The sequence below is a fragment of the Halostella salina genome (genome assembly GCF_003675855.1).
GTDB classification, from domain to species: domain Archaea; phylum Halobacteriota; class Halobacteria; order Halobacteriales; family Natronoarchaeaceae; genus Halostella; species Halostella salina.
In genome coordinates this window covers 32988-51515 of the sequence record NZ_RCIH01000001.1, presented here as the reverse complement: position 1 = coordinate 51515, position 18528 = coordinate 32988, and the positions used below count along the sequence as shown (strand labels likewise).

General features: G+C 63.9%; 14 protein-coding genes and 1 pseudogene. 9 read left to right on the top strand and 6 right to left on the bottom strand.

The features are described from left to right. Nucleotides 1-68: 68 nt before the first annotated feature. From D8896_RS00290 to D8896_RS19805, 7 genes are all read left to right on the top strand, one after another. Entirely contained in the window at nt 69-716 is a 648-nt protein-coding gene (locus tag D8896_RS00290; RefSeq protein ID WP_162991370.1) for a helix-turn-helix domain-containing protein, read from the top strand. Between the two features lie 240 nt (nt 717-956). Beyond that, nucleotides 957-1859: an ArsR/SmtB family transcription factor gene (locus tag D8896_RS00285; RefSeq protein WP_121820076.1), complete on the top strand. Its 903-nt coding sequence runs from the start codon at nt 957-959 to the stop codon at nt 1857-1859. Nucleotides 1860-2071: 212 nt separating this feature from the next. Beyond that, nucleotides 2072-2992: an ABC transporter ATP-binding protein gene (locus D8896_RS00280; RefSeq protein ID WP_121820075.1), complete on the top strand. Its 921-nt coding sequence runs from the start codon at nt 2072-2074 to the stop codon at nt 2990-2992. Beyond that, complete coding sequence (locus tag D8896_RS00275) at nt 2989-3861, top strand: ABC transporter permease subunit (RefSeq protein ID WP_121820074.1); 873 nt, start codon at nt 2989-2991, stop codon at nt 3859-3861. The genes D8896_RS00280 and D8896_RS00275 overlap by 4 nt, the downstream gene beginning before the upstream one ends. Before the next feature lie 195 nt (nt 3862-4056). Next, entirely contained in the window at nt 4057-4458 is a 402-nt protein-coding gene (locus tag D8896_RS00270; protein ID WP_121820073.1) for a hypothetical protein, read from the top strand. Between the two features lie 361 nt (nt 4459-4819). Next, on the top strand, nt 4820-5374 hold the full coding sequence (locus D8896_RS00265) for a DoxX family protein (RefSeq protein WP_121820072.1): 555 nt from the start codon (nt 4820-4822) through the stop codon (nt 5372-5374). A gap of 222 nt (nt 5375-5596) precedes the next feature. Continuing rightward, on the top strand, nt 5597-6874 hold the full coding sequence (locus tag D8896_RS19805) for an MFS transporter (protein WP_121820071.1): 1278 nt from the start codon (nt 5597-5599) through the stop codon (nt 6872-6874). A gap of 105 nt (nt 6875-6979) precedes the next feature. Here D8896_RS19805 and D8896_RS19800 read toward each other — a convergent pair. The 3 genes and pseudogenes from D8896_RS19800 to D8896_RS19045 all read right to left on the bottom strand — a co-directional run. Then, a pseudogene (locus D8896_RS19800) lies at nt 6980-7645 on the bottom strand (methyltransferase family protein); the annotation flags it as partial. 215 nt (nt 7646-7860) lie between these two features. Beyond that, on the bottom strand, nt 7861-8262 hold the full coding sequence (locus D8896_RS00250) for a hypothetical protein (protein WP_121820070.1): 402 nt from the start codon (nt 8260-8262) through the stop codon (nt 7861-7863). A gap of 5 nt (nt 8263-8267) precedes the next feature. Next, nucleotides 8268-8423 (bottom strand): DUF7837 family putative zinc-binding protein, encoded by a 156-nt coding sequence (locus D8896_RS19045; RefSeq protein ID WP_162991369.1) that lies wholly within the window; start codon nt 8421-8423, stop codon nt 8268-8270. Nucleotides 8424-9441: 1018 nt separating this feature from the next. Between D8896_RS19045 and D8896_RS00245 the strand changes: the two genes are divergently transcribed. Next, nucleotides 9442-10725, top strand: a complete 1284-nt coding sequence (locus D8896_RS00245) for a phage NrS-1 polymerase family protein (protein ID WP_121820069.1) — start codon at nt 9442-9444, stop codon at nt 10723-10725. Between the two features lie 579 nt (nt 10726-11304). Next, the gene (locus D8896_RS00240) at nt 11305-12966 is read left to right on the top strand and encodes a DUF3604 domain-containing protein (protein WP_121820068.1); all 1662 of its coding nucleotides are present in this window, start codon (nt 11305-11307) and stop codon (nt 12964-12966) included. Between the two features lie 126 nt (nt 12967-13092). Here D8896_RS00240 and D8896_RS00235 read toward each other — a convergent pair whose 3' ends face one another. From D8896_RS00235 to D8896_RS00225, 3 genes are all read right to left on the bottom strand, one after another. Further along, nucleotides 13093-14325 (bottom strand): RNA-guided endonuclease InsQ/TnpB family protein, encoded by a 1233-nt coding sequence (locus tag D8896_RS00235; protein WP_121820067.1) that lies wholly within the window; start codon nt 14323-14325, stop codon nt 13093-13095. A gap of 5 nt (nt 14326-14330) precedes the next feature. Beyond that, nucleotides 14331-14450 (bottom strand): AbrB/MazE/SpoVT family DNA-binding domain-containing protein, encoded by a 120-nt coding sequence (locus tag D8896_RS00230; RefSeq protein ID WP_231512863.1) that lies wholly within the window; start codon nt 14448-14450, stop codon nt 14331-14333. 174 nt (nt 14451-14624) lie between these two features. After that, a complete protein-coding gene (locus tag D8896_RS00225; RefSeq protein ID WP_205596730.1) occupies nt 14625-18392 on the bottom strand; it encodes an ATP-binding protein in 3768 nt (1255 codons plus the stop codon). Between the last annotated feature and the right edge of the window lie 136 nt (nt 18393-18528).

Below are 18528 nucleotides of genomic sequence, written 5' to 3'. Positions count from 1 at the left end.
CGGCGGGTTAGTGCTGGCCGCCCGTATTCGGGATGGATTTATATCCGTCCCCGCGCAGGTCGTGGGCAATGCGGTACGTCACCGTCGTGCTGTACCCCGACCCGGAGGCACTGCATCCGGTCGAGCAACAGCTCGCCGAGTCCTCCGCGCTCGAACGGCAGGCGATCCACGCGTTCGAGGAACTGGCGGACGGGACCGTCGCCATGCTCGCCGAGGTGGAGGGGGACCTGGCCCGCTATCACGACATCGCCGAGTCGTCACCGGCCGTGTACGAGTACGCCGTATCGGGCGACTCGTCGGGGTACTGCTACAGCCGCGTCGACGCGACGCCGCTTCTGTCCGAGCTACTGGACCAGCAGCGGACCGCGGAGTTCGTCGTCGACATGCCGATCGAGTACACGGACGACGGCGGCCAGCGGGTCACGATGATCGGCCGCGAGACGGACTTCGCCGGCGGGCCGTTCGACCTGCCCGAGTCAGTCGATATCGAGCTGGTGTCGACCGGGTCCTACGCTCCCGACGCGGAGGGGGTCTTTGCGGGACTGACCGACCGCCAGCGGACGGTACTTGAGGCCGCGCTCCGGGCCGGATACTACGAGAACCCCCGGAAGGCGACCCACGGGGACATCGCAGACGAACTCGGGATCACGTCGAGCACCGTGGGCGACCACCTCCGGGCCATCGAGTCCCGCGTGTTCTCGGGGTTCCTGAAGTGACCAGTGCGCCGGCGACCGACGGGTGCGACCGATGCCCGCGTGCTGTGCTCCGGGATCGAAAACCATAGCCTGCGGACGGCTCGGACAGTCGAGTGAGCCATAGCAACGCCTGTGGGCCCATCGCGATGCTCGCCGGGCCCGGTCTTGCCGAACCACGCGGGATGCAGCGGCTGCAATGCCGGGGGCCCCTGCACCGTGCCCGTCCCCTTCTTCTCGGACGGGATCCTACGAGGGATCGAGATGGGTTTAACAGACGATCAACTCGGAGCCGATACCGATATCGGTGCCGCGCTCGGGTCACTCGGGAACGACAACCGGCTCCAGATACTCCTCACTCTGGCCGAGGCCGAACGGACACAGCGGGAGCAGTGGCTGACGCGATCGTTTACCGAACTCTACGAAGCGGTCGACATCGGGAGCACCTCGCAGTTCTCCTACCACCTCCGGAAGCTCGTCGGCCAGTTCGTCACCGAGACGCCCGAGGGGTACCAGCTGACGTACAGCGGTCGGAAGATCGTGCGTGCGGTCCGCTCGGGCGTGTACGAGAGTTCGCCGAGCTTCGAGAGGCAGGAGGTCGACGGCGTCTGCGTACTCTGCGAGGCGGCCTCACTGGTCGCGACGCTCGAATCCGAACAGTTCACGATCCGTTGCACTGCGTGTGACTCGACGCTGATCACCGACTACTTCCCGCGGAGTCAGGCACGAAACCGCAGTCCGGGGGAGATCGTCGACAGCTTCGGCCACCGTATCTGGGGCACCTACGTCCAGGTTCGAGGAAACGTCTGCCCGGAGTGTTTCGGGCCCGTCGAGACGGGGATCGAGACGCACGAACGCGGTGACAAAACCCTTCATACGTACACGAGCGCCTGCCCGCAGTGCTGGTTCACGGTCCACATCCCGGTCGAGGCGGCGGTCGCGTTCCACCCGGCAGCGATGGGGGCGTTCTGGGACGCGGGAGTCGCGCTCCCGACGACCCCACTGTGGGAACTCTGGGAGTACACGGTCGGCGACGTGATAACGACCGAAACTGTCGCTTCGGACCCGATCGAACTCGAAGTCACCGTCACGCTGGACGATATCACTCTGCGATTCTCTATCGACGGGGCCAACGGGAGCGCACCTGTGCTCCGTACTGCCGAGTAGCGGTCCCACCGCGAGAGGTAGACCCCGACAGCGATACCTGCCGACCGAATCCGATCTGACGGACTGCTCTCTCAAACATCTTTGAGTTGCCTCGTTGTCAAAATATCAATCAGACAACAATACTTATCTCGGCGGATGCACAACGCAGGCTATGGGAGACGCCACTGCGACAGTCGGCTGGACCGACCCCGAGAGCTATCGAGGTGCCCTCTATGGCGGCGATTGAGATCGAGGGGTTGACGAAGCGGTTCGGCGACGTCCGCGCCGTCGATGGGCTGGACCTCCGCGTGGAGGACGGCGAGATATTCGGCTTCCTCGGCCCGAACGGCGCGGGGAAGTCGACGACGATCGACATCCTGCTGGACTTCATCCGCCCCACCGACGGGAGCGTACGCGTCCTCGGCCACGACGCACAGGCGGACGGCCGGGCGGTCCGCCGACGGACCGGCGTCCTCCCTGACGCCTACCACGTGTACGACCGCCTCACGGGCCGTCAACACCTGGAGTTCGTGCGCGAGTTGAAGGGGGTGGACGAGGACCTCTCGGCGCTCCTCGAGCGGGTTCGGATCGCCGACGCTGCGGACCGGAAGGCCGGCGGCTACTCGAAGGGCATGCGTCAGCGGCTCGTGCTCGCGATGGCGCTGACCGGCGACCCCGACCTGCTGGTGCTCGACGAGCCGTCGACCGGGCTGGACCCCAACGGCGCACGGGAGATGCGCGAGATCATCCGCGAGGAGAACAGTCGCGGAACGACGGTGTTCTTCTCCAGCCACGTGATGGAACAGGTCGAAGCGGTGTGTGACCGCGTCGCTATCATCGACCGCGGCCAGCTCGTCGCCGTCGACACGATCGACGGCCTCCGTGATTCGACCGAGACGGGTGAAACACTGTTCGTCTACGTGGCCGACCACAGCGAGGCCGTCGTCGAGCAAGTCGCTTCCCTCGACGGGGTCGGGAGCGTCTCCATCGACGGTGACAGGCTCCGTGTTACCGTCGACGGCGTCTCGAAGTTCGCCGTTCTACACGCGATCGATGCCGACGTTTCGCCCGTTCAGGACTTCTCAGTTGTCGAGTCGTCGCTCGAAGACCTGTTCGGTCGCTACACCAACGACGAACAGGAGGTCCGGACATGACCTGGCTGGTCGTCGCGAAGAAGGACTTCCGGGACGCCGTGCAGTCGCGGGCCCTCTGGGCGCTCGTCGGCACGTTCGTCATGCTCTCGGTCGTTTCGACGTACGCGTACGTCGAGGTTCCGGAGCTCTTCGGCGGGTCGGGCGGCGCAACGTTCGACGGACTCCTGCTGTTCACCGTCGGGATCACGGGGCTGTTCGTTCCCATCGCCGCGATCGTGGTCTGTTACAAGTCCCTCGCAGGCGAGCGTGAGCTCGGGAGCATCAAACTGCTGCTCTCCCTGCCGACCGACCGGGCAAACGTCTTCGCCGGGAAGGTTCTCGGGCGCGCGACGGTGCTGATGTTCGGCCTAGGTGTCGGCCTCGTCGTCGGGCTCGGGGTCGGGGCTGCGCTGCTCGGGAGCGTCGACGCCGTCAGTGCGACCGTGTTCGTTCTCGTTACGCTGGTCTTCGTCGCCGTCTACGCCGGGATCATGGTCGGCCTCTCGGCGACGACCGGGTCGACCTCGCGTGCGACGACCCTCGCGCTCGGCTTTTTCGTCGTGTTCGAGCTGTTCTGGGACGTCGTTCCGATGGGGGTAGTGTACGTCGTCGAGGGGTTTACTCTCCCCACGGAACTCCCAGACTGGATGTACCCAGTGATGCAGGTATCTCCCTCTTCGGCGTACTTTTCGACGGTCACCGCGCTGTTGCCCGACCTGACGGGCGGGGTCGGAACCGAGCCCGTGGGGGCCGACGCTGGCGTCGATGTCACGGCCGCTGGCGCTGACCCGTTTTACCTCTCCCCGGAGGTCGGTATCGTGATCCTCGCAGCGTGGCTCGTCGTGCCGTTTGCCGTCGGATACTACCGCTTCGCCGGGGCCGACCTGTAGTACTGAATCGCTACTGAACACCGGACCGGCCAGACACTCGTCGAACACGCCGAGAGATGTACGGTCGAGTGTATTCCCATCCCGAAGGGGGACGCCGATGGCGAGATTGTGGTTCTGCTACGTGGAGGGAGCGTAGCACAAACTATAGTTTTAATCTTCCTGTCGTTTTTACGTCTACGGGAAGCCCGATCGCATATGCGGCGGCGAATCTGGCTCGGTCTCTGCGTGGCCACCCTTACGAGTGGGTGTCTCGGACGCATCGGGCCACCGAAAAAGACGATCGCCTGGCTGCGTCTCCGGAACAACCGAGACGAACCCCACACCCTCGACGTGGCCATCGAACGAAACGACGAGGAGGTGTTCGGAGAGACCTACCGGCTCGGGACGACAGCCGACCAGGCGACGGTCCGAGTCGACGATCCGGTAGAAACCCGGGGACGCTACTCGGTCGACATCGACACCGGCACCCAGGTGGCGCACCTTCATCCGTCGGAGTTCGCCGATCTCGATATTAGTGAACCCTGTGTCGGGATCGAGTACACGCTTCACGAAGCAGGAACGACGGGGTTCCAGTTCGAGCCGGTCCCGGAGTGTTAGCGCTTCTTTTACCGCCGAGCGACTGCGGTGGCGCGCGCCGTCGAGTGCCCCGACCGGCAGCGAAGCGATTCGCGGCGCTGATAGACACTCCGGGGCACCTGCTCGACACACGTGAGGGGTATCCGAGACGGGTCGGACGCGGGGCAGTGGGCGTCGCCTACACCAGCGCGATCCCGGCACCGGCGGCGATACACGTCAGCGCGAGGCCGGCGAGCGCGAGCGCCGTCCAGTCGCGGTGTCCGTGGTGGTCGCCGTCGGAGTCGAACCCGCCGACCCCGGACAGAACGCACTGCTGGGGACCACAGGGTCGACCTGCCAGATAGGGGGATACTATTTACCATGTGACATCGATGGGTGAACCATGAGCACACGAGAAGTGACGATACGGAGCACCGTTGCGGGGTTCACGGCGGAAGGGAAGCTCCACACGCTGAGCGTGTGGTTCATCCTCGCGCTCCGTCTCATGATGGGGCTGGCGTTCTTCCAGAGCGGGTTCGACAAGGTGCTGTCCGGGAGTTTCGGTGCGGCCGGTTACCTGCAGAACGCGCCGCCGGCCAACAACAGCCCCGTCGCCGACCTCTTCGTGTCGATGGGGAACACGCCGTGGTTCGTGGACTTCGTCAACGTCGCCGTCCCGTGGGGGGAGATACTCATCGGCCTCGGCCTGCTCGTGGGCGCGCTGACCCGACTGGCGGCGTTCTGGGGCGCGTTCATGATGTTGCTGTTCTACCTCGGGAACTGGGAGATCTCTCACGGGTACATCAACGGGGACTTCGCGTACATGCTCGTGTTCCTCGCCGTCGCCGCGTTCGGTGCCGGCCGGATCCTCGGCCTCGACCAGTACATCGAACAGTACGAGGTCGGCGGACAGCCGCTGGTCGAACGGTACCCCTGGACCCGATACCTCCTCGGGTGACGGCCCCCGGCTAGCTCGTCGAGCTAACACCGAGCGGAGAAGGGGATTTCTTCGAGAGACCTCCGCTGTGACCCGATAGCGGCAGTCGTGACGAGGTGCATACCGCCGGTTCGACGGTCGAGAGCAACCCGCCGACAGGCAGGGACTCCACGGTCGGGGGCGGTGGGGCCCGCCAGTTGTCCGATATCTATATTCGACAGTGTGATTATGAATCGCGATAACATGGTCCGTGGCATCTGGAGCGACCCGACCAAGCGCCGGTGGATCGGCTGGGCGGCGCTCGCCGGCGCGTTCGTCCTCGTCAACTTCCACCGCGTCTCGACGGCCGTCCTCGCGGACACCCTCAGCCGGGTGTTCGACACCACGGGCGCGGAGCTCGGGTTGCTCCACTCGGCGTTCTTCTACGTTTACGCGCCGATGCAGCTGTTTGCAGGGATCCTCGCCGACCGATGGGGCACGCGTCGTGTCGCGACGGTCGGCTCGGCCGTGATGGGGCTTGGCGTCGTCTGGTTCTCGTTCGCCGGCACGTACGCCACCGGATTTCTCGCCCGCTTGCTCATCGGACTCGGCGGCGGCGTCATCTACATCGCGACGCTGCGCTACTGCGCGAACTGGTACCGGCGCGACGAGTTCGCGACCGTGACTGGGCTGACGCTCTCGGCGTCGGCGGTCGGCGGGCTTCTCGCGGCGACGCCGCTGGCCATCCTCGTCGCGGCCGTCGGCTGGCGCGACGGACTACTGGGCGTCGGTGTGACCGGGTTCGCGCTCACCGCGGCGGTGTTTGTCCTCGTGCGGGACACGCCGTCCGACGCCGGGCTATCGGCCGTCGAGGGAACGCCCGAGTCCGCCGAGCAGACCTTCTCGGAGGTGTTTGAGGGCGTCAAAGCGGTGTTCGACAGACGGGACACCTGGATCATGGGCGCGATGCTGTTTTTCGCCGCGGGGATGAACTTCACCGTCATGGGCCTGTGGGGCGTCCCCTACGTCGTCCAGGCCTACGACGTGTCCGTCCAGACGGCGTCGCTGTACACGCTCGTCGGCAACGCCGGCCTCGTCTTCGGGTCGCCGATCCTCGGATGGCTCTCCGACCGACTGGAGGAGCGAACCGGGATCATCCTCGTCGCCGCCGTGATCTACTTCGTCGCGTACACGAGCATCGTCGTCCTCGGGACGCCGCCGCTGTGGTACGTCGGCGTGGTCTTTTTCGCCGTCATGTTCCTGCTGGGCGGGTTCACGCTCTCCTACACCGTGATCAAGGAGCGCCACACGGCGGCGCGGTCCGGGACCGCGACGGGGACGATAAACGGGATGAGCTTCCTCGGCGCGGCCGTCCTACCGGGCGTCATGGGATGGACACTTGACGTCTTCTGGACGGGCGAGACGGTCGCTGGCAGTCGCGTGTACACGCTGCTTGGCTATCGCGTCGCGTTCGCCGTCGCCGCCGTGAGCGGACTCGTCGCGCTCGTCTGTGCCGCGTGGCTCCACCGGCGGGCAGGGTAGGAGAGCGCGGATGTTCACCCCGAAGCGATCGGATATCGAACCGGGAATATGGGGAACGTTCATCGCCATCCCGTGAATGAAAATGAACACCAGCGCGAGGTCGTAGCCGTCACCGAGGTCGTCGGTTCGGTAGTCCCCCACTCGCGTCCGAACGCGGTCCGAGATATCCGCGGGGATCTCGTCGCGGACGGCATCGACGGCCCCCTGCAGGTCGCATATCGTCGCCGAGAGCACCGGATGGCGTCGGCAGTGCTCCATCGCGTACAGCCCGTGGCCACCCCCGACATCGAGGACCCGCGTCGCCCCGTCGGGAACGGTTACCGCCTCCGTTACGTCCTCGACGAGCAGGGACGCGCTCGCCCGGAACCCCGCCTGTGCGACCGCCCAGCGACCCGGTTCCTCGTCGAACCAGTCGTAGATCGACAGGCTGGGCTCGCCGGTTCTGACCGCGGGTTCGAGTTCGCGCTCCCAGAACGGGAAGACGAGTTCGTTCCAGAAGGCGAGCCACGGACCCATGTTCGTCCTGACGTCGTCGAGGAGCCACTTTTCGGTCATCCCGGTGAGCCGGTAGCCATCACCCGCTGTGGCCAGATATCCTTCGGCCACCAGGAACTCACACAGTACCGTGGTCCCCTCGGGGTGGGCGTCGATGCGGTCGGCGAGGGCTTCGGCGGCGAGTGGACCCTCGGCGGCCGCGAGCGCTTCGAAGCGGTTCAGGTCCAGCGCGAGGGACACCGATTCGAAGGCCGCCGCGCCGAACAGGTCGAGCATCGGTGCCGGGCCCCGGTTGAGGCGGAGCAAGACCAGTCGTTCGACGACGTTCGGCCTGATCGGCATTGGACTGGGTACGGTCCGCACCGAGTAAAGCCGTTCTAGCGCCGTTCAGCCGGGTAAACGAGCGAGGAATCGAATCCATCGGAACGCATCGGCGACGACTGGTAGCAGTGCGTACAGGGAACTCTTCGCGTGTCAGCTCATCAGCACAGTTACAGTCCGACGACGTACTCCGTGTCTGCGAGCAGTGTGGCACCGTCTTCGAGCGCTTCCTTCACCGTGAGTTCGTCCGGAAGCAGGAAAAACAGGTTCCCGCGCCGCTCCCAGGTTGCGACCGACTCCCGGAGGATGTCCGCGTGTTTCGTGTACTTCTCCTTCACGACGCAGTATGGTTCGAGGTCCTCGACGAGGACCGGGTCGTAGTAGGCGTCCTCGAGTCGGGACGTGACATCGTCGATGTCCGCCTCGGGCACGGCGAATCGATACTCGTCAGCGTCGTAGTACGGTTCGAGGTCGCTGAAGAGTTCGTCCCCCTCGAAGTACTCCGAAAAGATGTACTCGGGACCGACGTGAAACAGGTTGATCCGATCGCGGTCGACATCGAAGGTAGGCACGTCCGTTACCCCGTCTGTGGCCGGACAACATCCCGACACTGCGGGCACTCGGCGTAGTGACGCGTTTCGGCGGCGGTCTCGTACTCCACGAGGACGTGCCGGCTGGTCAGCGTCGTTTCGCAGCGCGGGCAGTCGCCGAGCGAATCCGTGTTCGTGTTCATCGGGGATCACCGAAAGCGTCGCTTGTCCGTGTGTACGGATGGATACGCCGGCATCCGGCATATAGCTCCGGGTACCGGGGTGGAAGTGGTTGGGTGGCGATATCGGCAACGCAAGTCCGTGCTGCGGACAGGCTGGCGTTACCGAGTACGAGGTCAGGTGCGGACGCGGTGTGTATCGTACACAGAACCTGCTCATCCGCACTAATCTAACGCCTCACCCCGTGTACTCGACTGTATTCGCATCCCAACTCGGCCAGATTGCAAAATCGATCGCGAACCGCGAAACGCCCTAAATTCGCCGAAACAGCACCTCACTCTTCGAATAGGAGACGACGATCAGAGCACGCAGTTACTATCGAACGATAGCACCAACACACAGCACCCCAAAAACCGAATATGCACCGTACGATCGGCCTGAGACGGCCGATATCCGCAGATTCTCCCATATGTCATTCGAACCGACAGCACGTCCAACACAGCCGAAAACGGTCTCACTCGCCACCCTGTCGTCCGAATAGCGGATCACCGCCGATCCCCCGAAATGTACTAATCTGGAGAGGTACCCCCAGCTGGCGGCACTCGAACCTTGTACAATCTGATTCTGTCTGGCGATTTCGGATCCGCTCTCGAACCTGTCTAATCCCGAGATAACAAACGGTCGGGTCCTGAAACTGGCAGTGTAGGGGCGTCTCAGCGCGGTTCAGGATGGCTGGATCCCGTCCAGTATCGGACAGACGAACGCAAACCCGACCCAGTCCATACGATCACCCTACAGCGGGCTTCTGTCCGGAGAATACTGGAGATGTACATCGATGGAGCGAACGCTAGACAGCTGATACGGCCCGTACAACCGCGCTATCGCCACAGAAGCGGGGTGTAGAAACAGTCAAGCGCCACCGCGCGAATCGACCCGTATCGCCTCGATGTACACCCCCACGATCGTGACTAGATCAGCAGGAAGGCGTCGATGGAGAAGCCAGTTTGTCGCCCACCCGACGGGCGAGTGTGCCCACCGACAATGACCTCGACACAGCCAGCCTCCCCGTCCGAACCGATTCCCGAAGTGCTGCGAGACCGAGACCAGTGGCTCTGCTGGCGTACACAGCCCCGCGACGGCACCGAGACCAAGATTCCGATCGATCCCGCGACCGGCCAGTACGCCTCGGCAACTGACCCCGAAACCTGGGGGACATACCAGAGCGCACGGACAGCCCTCGAAACCGATATCGCAGACGGCCTGGGATTCGTGTTCACCGACGCTGACCCGTTCGTCGGCGTCGACCTCGATAGCTGTCGTGACTCCGACACCGGTCGGCCCGAGGCGTGGGCAAAGACCGTGATTTCGACGCTTGCGTCCTACACCGAAGTCAGCCCCTCCGGAACGGGGTATCACGTCCTCCTCCGGGGGACGCTCCCGGGGGAGCGAAACCGACGCGGGGGCGTCGAGATATACGAGGATGCACGGTTTTTCACCGTCACCGGCGACCACGTCGCGGGGACGCCCGAATCCATCGAGGCGCGAGACGGCGAACTCGAGGCGGTGTACACGGACCATATCGCGCCCGATGACGAAGAGACAAACGTCGACCCCGAGTCGACGTCACCAGCACAGCCACAGCCATCGACAGCAGTGACTCTCTCCGATGCGGCCCTGCTTGAACGGGCTCAGGCGGCGAAAAACGGCGCGAAGTTCGATCGACTGTGGCGCGGCGACACGAGCGGCTACGACAGCCACTCCGAGGCCGACATGGCGCTGTGTTCGTTGCTTGCCTTCTGGACCGGTGGGGACGCGACCCGGATGAACCGCCTGTTCACGAGTTCTGGACTGCACCGTACGAAGTGGGACGACGTGCACTTCAGCGACGGGTCGACCTACGGCGAGAAGACCGTCGAACGCGCGATCTCGGGCACCAGCGAGTACTACCAGCCGGCAGGACGGCAGAAGTCGGGGACCCAAGGCGAGAGAGCGGAGACAGACGCTCGTCGATCCCAGTCTGAGTCGGAGCCCCAACCCGATTCGACGAACGCCAGTGAGCCACCGGACGAGTCCAGTGGTATCGGCGGTGATGTGACCGCGGGGGAGGCGTCACTCATCGACCTCCAGGAACGAAACGCAGCGCATCTGGAAACGATAGCGGAATTAGAAGCACGTCTCACCGAACTCGAACGGCAGAACGAACGGCTCGCGAGGGAGCGACAGGCCGCACGCGACCGGTGTGACGAACTCGAAGCCGACCAGTCGAGCGGACGACGCCAGTCACGAGTGTGGAACGTCCTCCGACGGGTGATCAGCCGCCGGTAAGGGACGCAATCGAAACGATGGTTGGGCCTGTTGCAATTCAAGTTAGAACGCAGAGGATTCGCTCACGTTCCGCAACAGCGAGCGAGAGGGACTGAAATCGCAACAGGCGTATGGGTGGTCCGACCACAGCGAATTTCAGTACACGATCCGGCATTCGAGAATGGATTCCTCGGACGGGTCGTCGGGGACACAGCATCTACATTACGACTGACTCCGTCACAATCACCCATTTCAACGAAGTCTCTGAGACGAAACTTCTCGAACGCACGTGATCGGCGTATCTGGGGGGCAGTGTCGAACCTCTCTGGGGTACTCCGACAGAGAACGCCCACTGACATGGGTCATGGGACGTGATAGCATTGGACGAAACCCTGATTAGTCACGGGCGATTGCTGTCTGTCGAATGGATACTGTAGTTTCGGACGCCGGGTCAGTATCGGACGGGCCGGACCCGGTCGTCTCCCCCGACATACTCCTGTGTGACGATGGGTATACCGGCTCCCGGGCACGCGTTGCATTCGACGATGGCCGTCCGACTGGGTCCGCAAAGAGTCCGTGGGAGCCAGGTCGCCGGCAGTGATGCCATCGTTCGGCCCGCTCCTGAAAGCGAAAGAGACGGTGAAGGTGTTTGCAAAGAATGCACCGTCACCGCGAACGCTTCTCCGCAACCGGCGACAGCAGTTCGACCGTCTCCACGCCATCTGCCCGTCGACCGTCGAACCGGGAGAATCGCTGTCGGTGACTGTCCAGGTCTGGGACCAGTGTGAGCGACTGTACGGCGACTTCGATGGGACCGTGACGCTCGAGACGACTGACCCGGAAGCGGTGCATCCTGATACGCTCTCCTTCGCCGATGCCAGCGACGGTGTCGTCCGACAGACCGGCATTCAGTTTGCATCACCGGGCATCCACTACCTCACGTTGACCGTCGACCGGACGGGCGAACAGTTCATCTCGAACCCGATCCGCGTCGATTCCGACCACGACCAGCAGGTCTACTGGGGTGATATTCACCTCCACTCGCGCCTCTCAGACGGGACGGGAAGCCTTGGGTGGGGGTATCGGTACGGACGCGATGTCATGGACCTCGACGTCGTGGCCTACACTGACCACGACACGATGGGGTTTTTCATCCCGCCGTCGTGGCAGCGGTCCCGGATGCACGGGGGCTTCTTTGACCGCCTCCTCGAGCGTTCACAGGAGTTCACGGACGAGGATGAGTTCGTCTCGCTCCCCGGCTACGAATGGACCAAACAGCCAAACCAGGGTGGCCACATCAACGTCTACTTCGAGGACCCGGAGGACGCTCAACTGTTCGACTCCATCGCTTCGGAATCACGGACGTACGAGCAACTCTGGTCACGACTCCGGGAATGGGACGACGGTCACGATTCGGGCGTCGTGACGATTCCGCATCACCCCGCCGAGGCGATGTATCCGTTCGACTTCGCGGCCGTCGACTACGACGACGAGCTCGCTCCGCTAGTCGAGGTGTACTCCCAGTGGGGGTCCAGCGAACAACCTGGCGGCGAGAACAACCGGTTCCCACTCGCGATGGGACAGGGCGAGATCGGAGAGGACGGCCACTACGTCCAGGACGCGCATCAACTAGGGTACCGCGTCGGGATGGTGGGCGGGTCGGACTACCACGGTCCACACCCGGGCCACTCGCTCATCCACACCGAGCCACACCTCCCGTCGATACACGAGTGGCGCAGGGACGGCGTCGGGTGGGGCAACATCTGGCGCGTCTGGGACGAACAGAGTTACCCGGGTGGCCTCACGGCGTTTCTCGCGCCCGAACTCTCGCGATCCGCTATCTTCGACGCACTCCGTTCCCGGTCTGTCTACGCGACAACCCAACCGCATCGGATACTCGTCGACTTTCGCATCGACGGCGTCGACGTCGCAAGCCAGTCCGAAGGTATCACGGTCGACTCGCGTGAGACACCACGAACGGTCGAGGTGCACGTCGCCGGGACGGAACCGATCGAGCGTATCACCGTGGTCAAGAATACCGAACCGTGGCGGACACTCGAGGGAACAACGGATGCCGATGCCGGTCTCGACGCATATACCGCCGCTGCCGAGTGGACCGACGAGACATCACTGACGGGGACGGATGGGGGCGACGCCTCCGGTCCCGAAGGCGACGTCTACACAGTCCGGGTTCGCCAGGCGAGTGACCGTCGCTATCCCGGGACCGCCTGGGTCGGACCACTCTGGGTAGAGGCAGGGTGATCGCATCGGTGTCGACGAGATCATTCGCTCGACTGATGGGACTATCGGGGAACTGGCCCGTGAAGTCGATCGGTTTCCCAGCAATAGAAGAGCCTAGAACATTCGAGATGTGAACACACCCCGAGGTCAAGCCTCGGGGCTTCCTGCTTCCACGACGCGCTTTGCAGGAACCGAGCGGGTTCCCGTAGGGAGCGCAGTCTGCACAGGCGTTGATTCGGAGCGTCCCGCCCCTATCTGTGAGCGACCGCGAGAAAGGATGTTCTTCGCCGCGTTTAGGTCCCTGTCCTCGGTGTGACCGCACGCCGGACAGGAATGTTCTCGAATCCAGAGTGGTTTCGACGTTTCCACACCGCACTCCGAACACTCCTTGGTTGTCCCGGCTGGTTCGACTCGAACGACGTGAGTCCCATGCAGGTCGGCTTTGTACTCCAAGAGATCCAGAAACCGTGACCATGCGGCGTCCTGCTTGTTCTTGGCGTTCTGGCTGGTTTCCAGCATCGGCTTTACGTCCAAATCCTCGACGGCCACCAAATCGTACTCTCGGACCAGCCACGTCGTAAGTTTGTGCTGATAGTCCAGCACTTTCCGTTTGACTTGCCGCTTCGCCCTGGTGACGGTCTGTCGTTGTTTCTCCCAGTTGTTCGACCCGTGTTCTTTCCGGTCGAGTTTCCGTTGTTCGCGCCCGTAGCGGTCGTACTCGTCGGACAGGTCGAGCATATCCACCGCCGTATCGTCGCTGGTGTGGATGTACGAGAGAATCCCGAGGTCTACACCCACGCAGTCGGCAGGGTTGAGCGTACTGGGGTCGGGCTTTTTCGGAAGGTTCTCGTCCGGGCGTTCCGTGACGAGACAAACGAACCAGTCGCCGGTTCGCTCCTTCTTCAACACGACGCGCTTGATGTTCTCTGTCGCGGGAAGCTCTCGGTGCGCTCGAATCGGGATGTACCCGATTTTCGAGAGTCGGAGTGTTGCGTATCCGTCTTGGCCCGTGGTGTGATTCACGTCGAAGCCTTCGGACTGATACGCGACTGACCGACGTTCGCCGCTTCCCTGCCACTTCAACTGCCCTGTCTTGTGGCCGTTTTCCCGCCGCCCCTTCTGCGTCTCGACGTTCTTGTGAATCTCCGAAACGGTCTGTTGAGCGGCGTGTGCCGAGACTTCCGAAAAGAGCGGCCACCGCTGTTTCCAGTCGGTGAGTTTGCGGTGCTGGTCGTAGGCGGTTGGCCGGTTTCCATAGTCGTGTGAGTAGTAGTCGCGGATGGCGTGGTTCCGCATCTGCCGAGGGATTTCGATGTGACGCCACGCTTCGCTGGCAGTTTCCTCGTCGGGATATGCACGACAGCGAAGCGTTACGTCCATGCGAGTTAGTCCAGTCGTTCGACAGTGAGTTTGATTCGGTCGCCCGGTTCGATACCGAGCGGTTCGCGCACATCTTCGGGAATCGTGACCTGTCCCCGGTCACGGACAGTCGGATAACATTCCATCTCTGTCTGATCCATACACACTTATTCTGATCCGCTCGAAGTAAACGTTTCGATACCGTGAGCCTGTGGGCCGGGAGAGACAACCCGGCGGCTGGTCGGCCACTGTCGGCTTCACCCTCGGGGTCAAGCCCCGAGGCACTCGCCTCGTACCACCTGTAGATTGCGATAGTAGTTCTACTTGGACAGCAACGAGTCCCGGACGTACTGTACCGTGTGAATATCGGTCAATCCGTGCGTGTCGATGGTAAATCGCTGTGGCGGGCTGTTCCTGGAGTACGTCTTCTCGACGCGTGGCGGGCCATCGAGCGGGTCGTTCAGTGCCTCGAGGATATCGTGGGCGGCGTCGCGGTTCCTGACGATCCAGATGGCTTCCTCGGGTGCCAGCGTGGCCATCTTGTCGTAGTCGTCGGGGACCGCCCGAGCCCGGTCGTTGTTCATGCGTTCGGCTTCGAGCGTGACGATCACGTTGCCGTGCTCGTCGATGCCCGCGGCGTCGAGGCGGTGTTCGCCGACCTCGTAGTACGAGACGGCCTCAACCACGTCCGAGTGCTCGTCCTCGGCGAACGCCTGCTCGATGTAGCGCCGGCCGACTTCGACCATCAGGACGTGCAGGCTCGACTCGCTCAGGTCGCCCTTGCCGTCGCCGTACGCGATCCCCTCACGGTGGCTGATGCCCATCGCGTCTCTGCCCTCAGGCGTGACCGTGTACAGCCGGTGGGGGTAGTTGCCGTCCTGTGAGAGCAGGCCGTCGTCGATGAGTTCCTGGACTGCCTCGTCGTCGATGCCGACGTACTCCTGCAGTCGCACCATGCTGTCGGCGACGAGGTCGTACTCCAGATCGGCGTCGTACTGGCCGTGTTGGGCAGCATAGACCGCCTGCAAGAAGTACGGTTTGCGGCCGGTGAGGCCGCGGTCGGTTCGTTCGCCGGGCGTGAGCGTCACGTTCGAGGTGAGGATCGGGATGTCGTCACGGTCGACGGTATCCAGGGAGTGACAGCATTCGACCGCCCAGACGAGCCCCTCCAGTGTCGCGTCGTATCGCCGTTCACAGGCCCCACAGCAGATGGCGTGGGCCGCCCGGTCGTATTCGAGACAGCCGGGGAAGCGTTTCGTGTACGGCAGCGTCGAGTTGCTCGGAGCGGCGACCGGCGGCTCGGTATCGGCACCGTCAACCCGACTGTCGGCGGGAGCACGCGCCGTGGACTGGTCGCCAGCCGTCGCTGTGGTGGACTCAGTCCCCGACCCAGTCGCCACGTTGCGAGTCGGGCCGGTAACGTCGATACCACACTCAAGTTTCGTCCGGCTCTCGACGACGGTGAGCGCCGCCTCGAACGCTCGCTCGTCTGCCGACGAGTAGGGATCCGCACCCTCCGGATGACCGGGCGGGAGCGGAACCGACTCCACCAGAAACGGCCGGGGTTCGGGTTCGCCGAAGGCCGCGGGCAGGCTCACGAGCCACTGGCCGCGTCTGACCGCTCGCAGTCGTGTGCCCATCTCCGCGGCGTCGATGTCCGCAGTCGCCAGCCGTTCGGCCAGGTCGCGGTCGACGGCGACGTTGCCCGTGACGACCGTCGAGACGTTGTTCAGCAGTTCGGCGTACGCCTGCGGGTCGCGCTCTCGGAGCTGCCCGGGGAACTGCATCGCAAGCGTCACCGAGAGGCCGAAGCTCCGGGACTGTGCCAGCAGGTCGGCCATCAGGCCGGTCGTGGCGACGCCCGCGGCTTCCTCGACGACGAGGTTCACGAGTGAGAGATCCGCGTCGCCGTCCGTATCGGTGTCCCTCCCTTCCAGATCCGCTACCCGTTCGAAGTCGTGTCCGCGTGCCTCCGTGTCCCGCCGCTTGAGCGCCGTAAAGAGCTGTGAGAGCAACACAAGCGTGATCGCCCGCTGGCTCTCGGTTCGGAGTCCGCCGGTGTCGAAGACGATGACGACGTCCGCATCGAGCAGCCGCCGGAGGTCGAAGCTGGGATCGTCACCGCGAGGGACGTGATTGAACAGCTGTGCCAGGCGGTCGTCGACGGGGACCTTCTCGATGCGGTTCGAGACACCTTTCATGACCGCGTCGTAGGAGCGCTGGTCACCCGTGGTGACGCCAGCCAGCATCGCGTCGAGGTTCGGGTCGCTCACCGTCGGCGGGTCACGCGTGGTTCGCATCCGGTCCGTGGCAGCCAGCAGGTCGTCGTACGTGTACGCGTCCGAGCCGTGGACCGGGTCGAACAGCGCCTTCACGAGATAGCGGATGATGTCGGGCGAGCGGACCGCCCGCTCGAACTGTTCGCGACCCATGAGCGCCTGTAAGACCTCGATGTGGTGGTCGACCACGTCGGCGACCGCCGTCGTCCGGCTGATGCCCGCCGCCAGCTGATCCCGAACGTCGAAAAACGAGATCGCGGGCAGGAGCTTCGTACAGTCGAAGTAATACACGTCGTCGAGCGAGCCGTAGCGGCGCTTGTGAGCTCGCATGTACGTCTCGGGCATGCCGTCTCCCTTCCGGTCGACCAGAATTGTCGCCCCGTCTGAGGCGGCGTGATTGTCGAGTATGGCGTTCACCAGCGCGATGCTCTTTCCCGACCCTGTTTTGCCGAACCACGCGAGATGTAACGCCTGCAGTTCCGGGGGCAACGAAACGGGCGAGGCACTCGCAGTCCCGTTCTCCGAGAGCGGGACGCCGAGCGTCATCCCCTCCGTCCGATAAGGCGTGAGTTCACTGCCCGGCGGCCGCGGGATGGCCGTGCGTTCGGTCGGGGGGCCAGCGAGGGCACGTCTCGCGTCCGTGGTCAGCTTGCTGCCATCGAGAAGCGCGAAGTTGCCGACCTCGCTCGGGTCGGTGACGATCGCGTCGGTCCGAGTTCGCATGCCGGGCAGGCGTGACCGAAGTGACCCCGAGTGCGGGGAAACCGTCCGCATCCGGATCGCTTCGGCGACGGCGCGTGCATTCTCGTCGGTTGAGACACGGGATCGAATCCTGTGGTGCTGCCCGCTGACCGGCGACAGCACCGTTTCAAGGGCACTGGCATCGAGTGACTGGGAAGTAGCACCCTGAGAGACTGCAACCGCGCGAGCGGTGAGTTCGAAGCAATGGGCCGTCTCCCGGGCAGCGATCTCCTCGCGCCGGGCTTCGTCAGTATCGGAGAGACGAACGTCCTCGTCGTCAAGGTCCGGCGACCCGAACACGGCAGAACTCAACTGATCACGGTAGGTGTCACGGAACGTCCGGAGTGCCTCGCGGCGCTGTTCGGCCGCGGGGGTCCAGTCCGACTTCGGCCGGAGGAGCGTCTGATACACCATCGTCCCCGAATGGCTGGCCATGGTCTCGACGACGCTCGCGAGCGGAATCCGCCCCTCCTCGGTCTCGCCCACCGTCTCGAACGACGTTAACTGCGTCTGCCAGTCCGCCCGCCGTTCGAGCGAAGCCTGGAATTCGACTGCCGTTTGTGTCCGTTCGGGCGGCTCGATCGTCCCGTCGTGTTTTCCGTCCGCAGTGGCGGGGCTGGGGTCGGGATTTGCGGTGTCCTCGGCATCAGAGAAGCCCAAAAGGCCAGGAATCGCGGTAGCGATGCGGTTGTCACGGCGCAGTTCGTACGTGTCCGGAAAGAGCCCAGCGAGGATCCCTTCGAGCGCGTCAAGCCGAGCAGGATCAGAGATCCCGAAGTAATACGAGACCGGCGAGTCCGCAGCGCCGTCTGCAACGAGCAGACATTCTATCGTCTCCGGGTCAACAGCGCCGAAGAACCGACGAAGGCCGCCGGCGTCGGTCTCGTTCGTCGCGAGCGCGTGCAGTCGCTTCAGGTGTGTGACGACCGTGCTTGGGGAGACGGCAGCGTCCGTCGGAATCACCCGGATGTACTGGTCCGTGTCGTCCACAGTCTCTGCGTCGGTCGGCGTCGCCTCGTCCGTGGCTGGTGGCTGGTCGGACACGTCTGTGGAATCGTCGTCGGTCACTTCAGACGGGTCGGACGATGGGACTCGGTCAGGGTCGCGGAGAACGTCTCGATACTGCTCGGGTGAGTTGGGTGGTGAGTTCCGTTTTGACATTGCAACGTGGGTCACCTACCGACGCGGCGGACGGCGGCGAGTA

Coding starts and splice junctions, on each gene's coding strand:
- D8896_RS00290 (WP_162991370.1), top strand. CDS start 69: ATGCGGTACGTCACCGTCGTGCTGTACCCCGACCCGGAGGCACTGCAT.
- D8896_RS00285 (WP_121820076.1), top strand. CDS start 957: ATGGGTTTAACAGACGATCAACTCGGAGCCGATACCGATATCGGTGCC.
- D8896_RS00280 (WP_121820075.1), top strand. CDS start 2,072: ATGGCGGCGATTGAGATCGAGGGGTTGACGAAGCGGTTCGGCGACGTC.
- D8896_RS00275 (WP_121820074.1), top strand. CDS start 2,989: ATGACCTGGCTGGTCGTCGCGAAGAAGGACTTCCGGGACGCCGTGCAG.
- D8896_RS00270 (WP_121820073.1), top strand. CDS start 4,057: ATGCGGCGGCGAATCTGGCTCGGTCTCTGCGTGGCCACCCTTACGAGT.
- D8896_RS00265 (WP_121820072.1), top strand. CDS start 4,820: ATGAGCACACGAGAAGTGACGATACGGAGCACCGTTGCGGGGTTCACG.
- D8896_RS19805 (WP_121820071.1), top strand. CDS start 5,597: ATGGTCCGTGGCATCTGGAGCGACCCGACCAAGCGCCGGTGGATCGGC.
- D8896_RS19045 (WP_162991369.1), bottom strand. CDS start 8,423: ATGAACACGAACACGGATTCGCTCGGCGACTGCCCGCGCTGCGAAACG.
- D8896_RS00245 (WP_121820069.1), top strand. CDS start 9,442: ATGACCTCGACACAGCCAGCCTCCCCGTCCGAACCGATTCCCGAAGTG.
- D8896_RS00240 (WP_121820068.1), top strand. CDS start 11,305: ATGCCATCGTTCGGCCCGCTCCTGAAAGCGAAAGAGACGGTGAAGGTG.
- D8896_RS00235 (WP_121820067.1), bottom strand. CDS start 14,325: ATGGACGTAACGCTTCGCTGTCGTGCATATCCCGACGAGGAAACTGCC.
- D8896_RS00230 (WP_231512863.1), bottom strand. CDS start 14,450: ATGGAATGTTATCCGACTGTCCGTGACCGGGGACAGGTCACGATTCCC.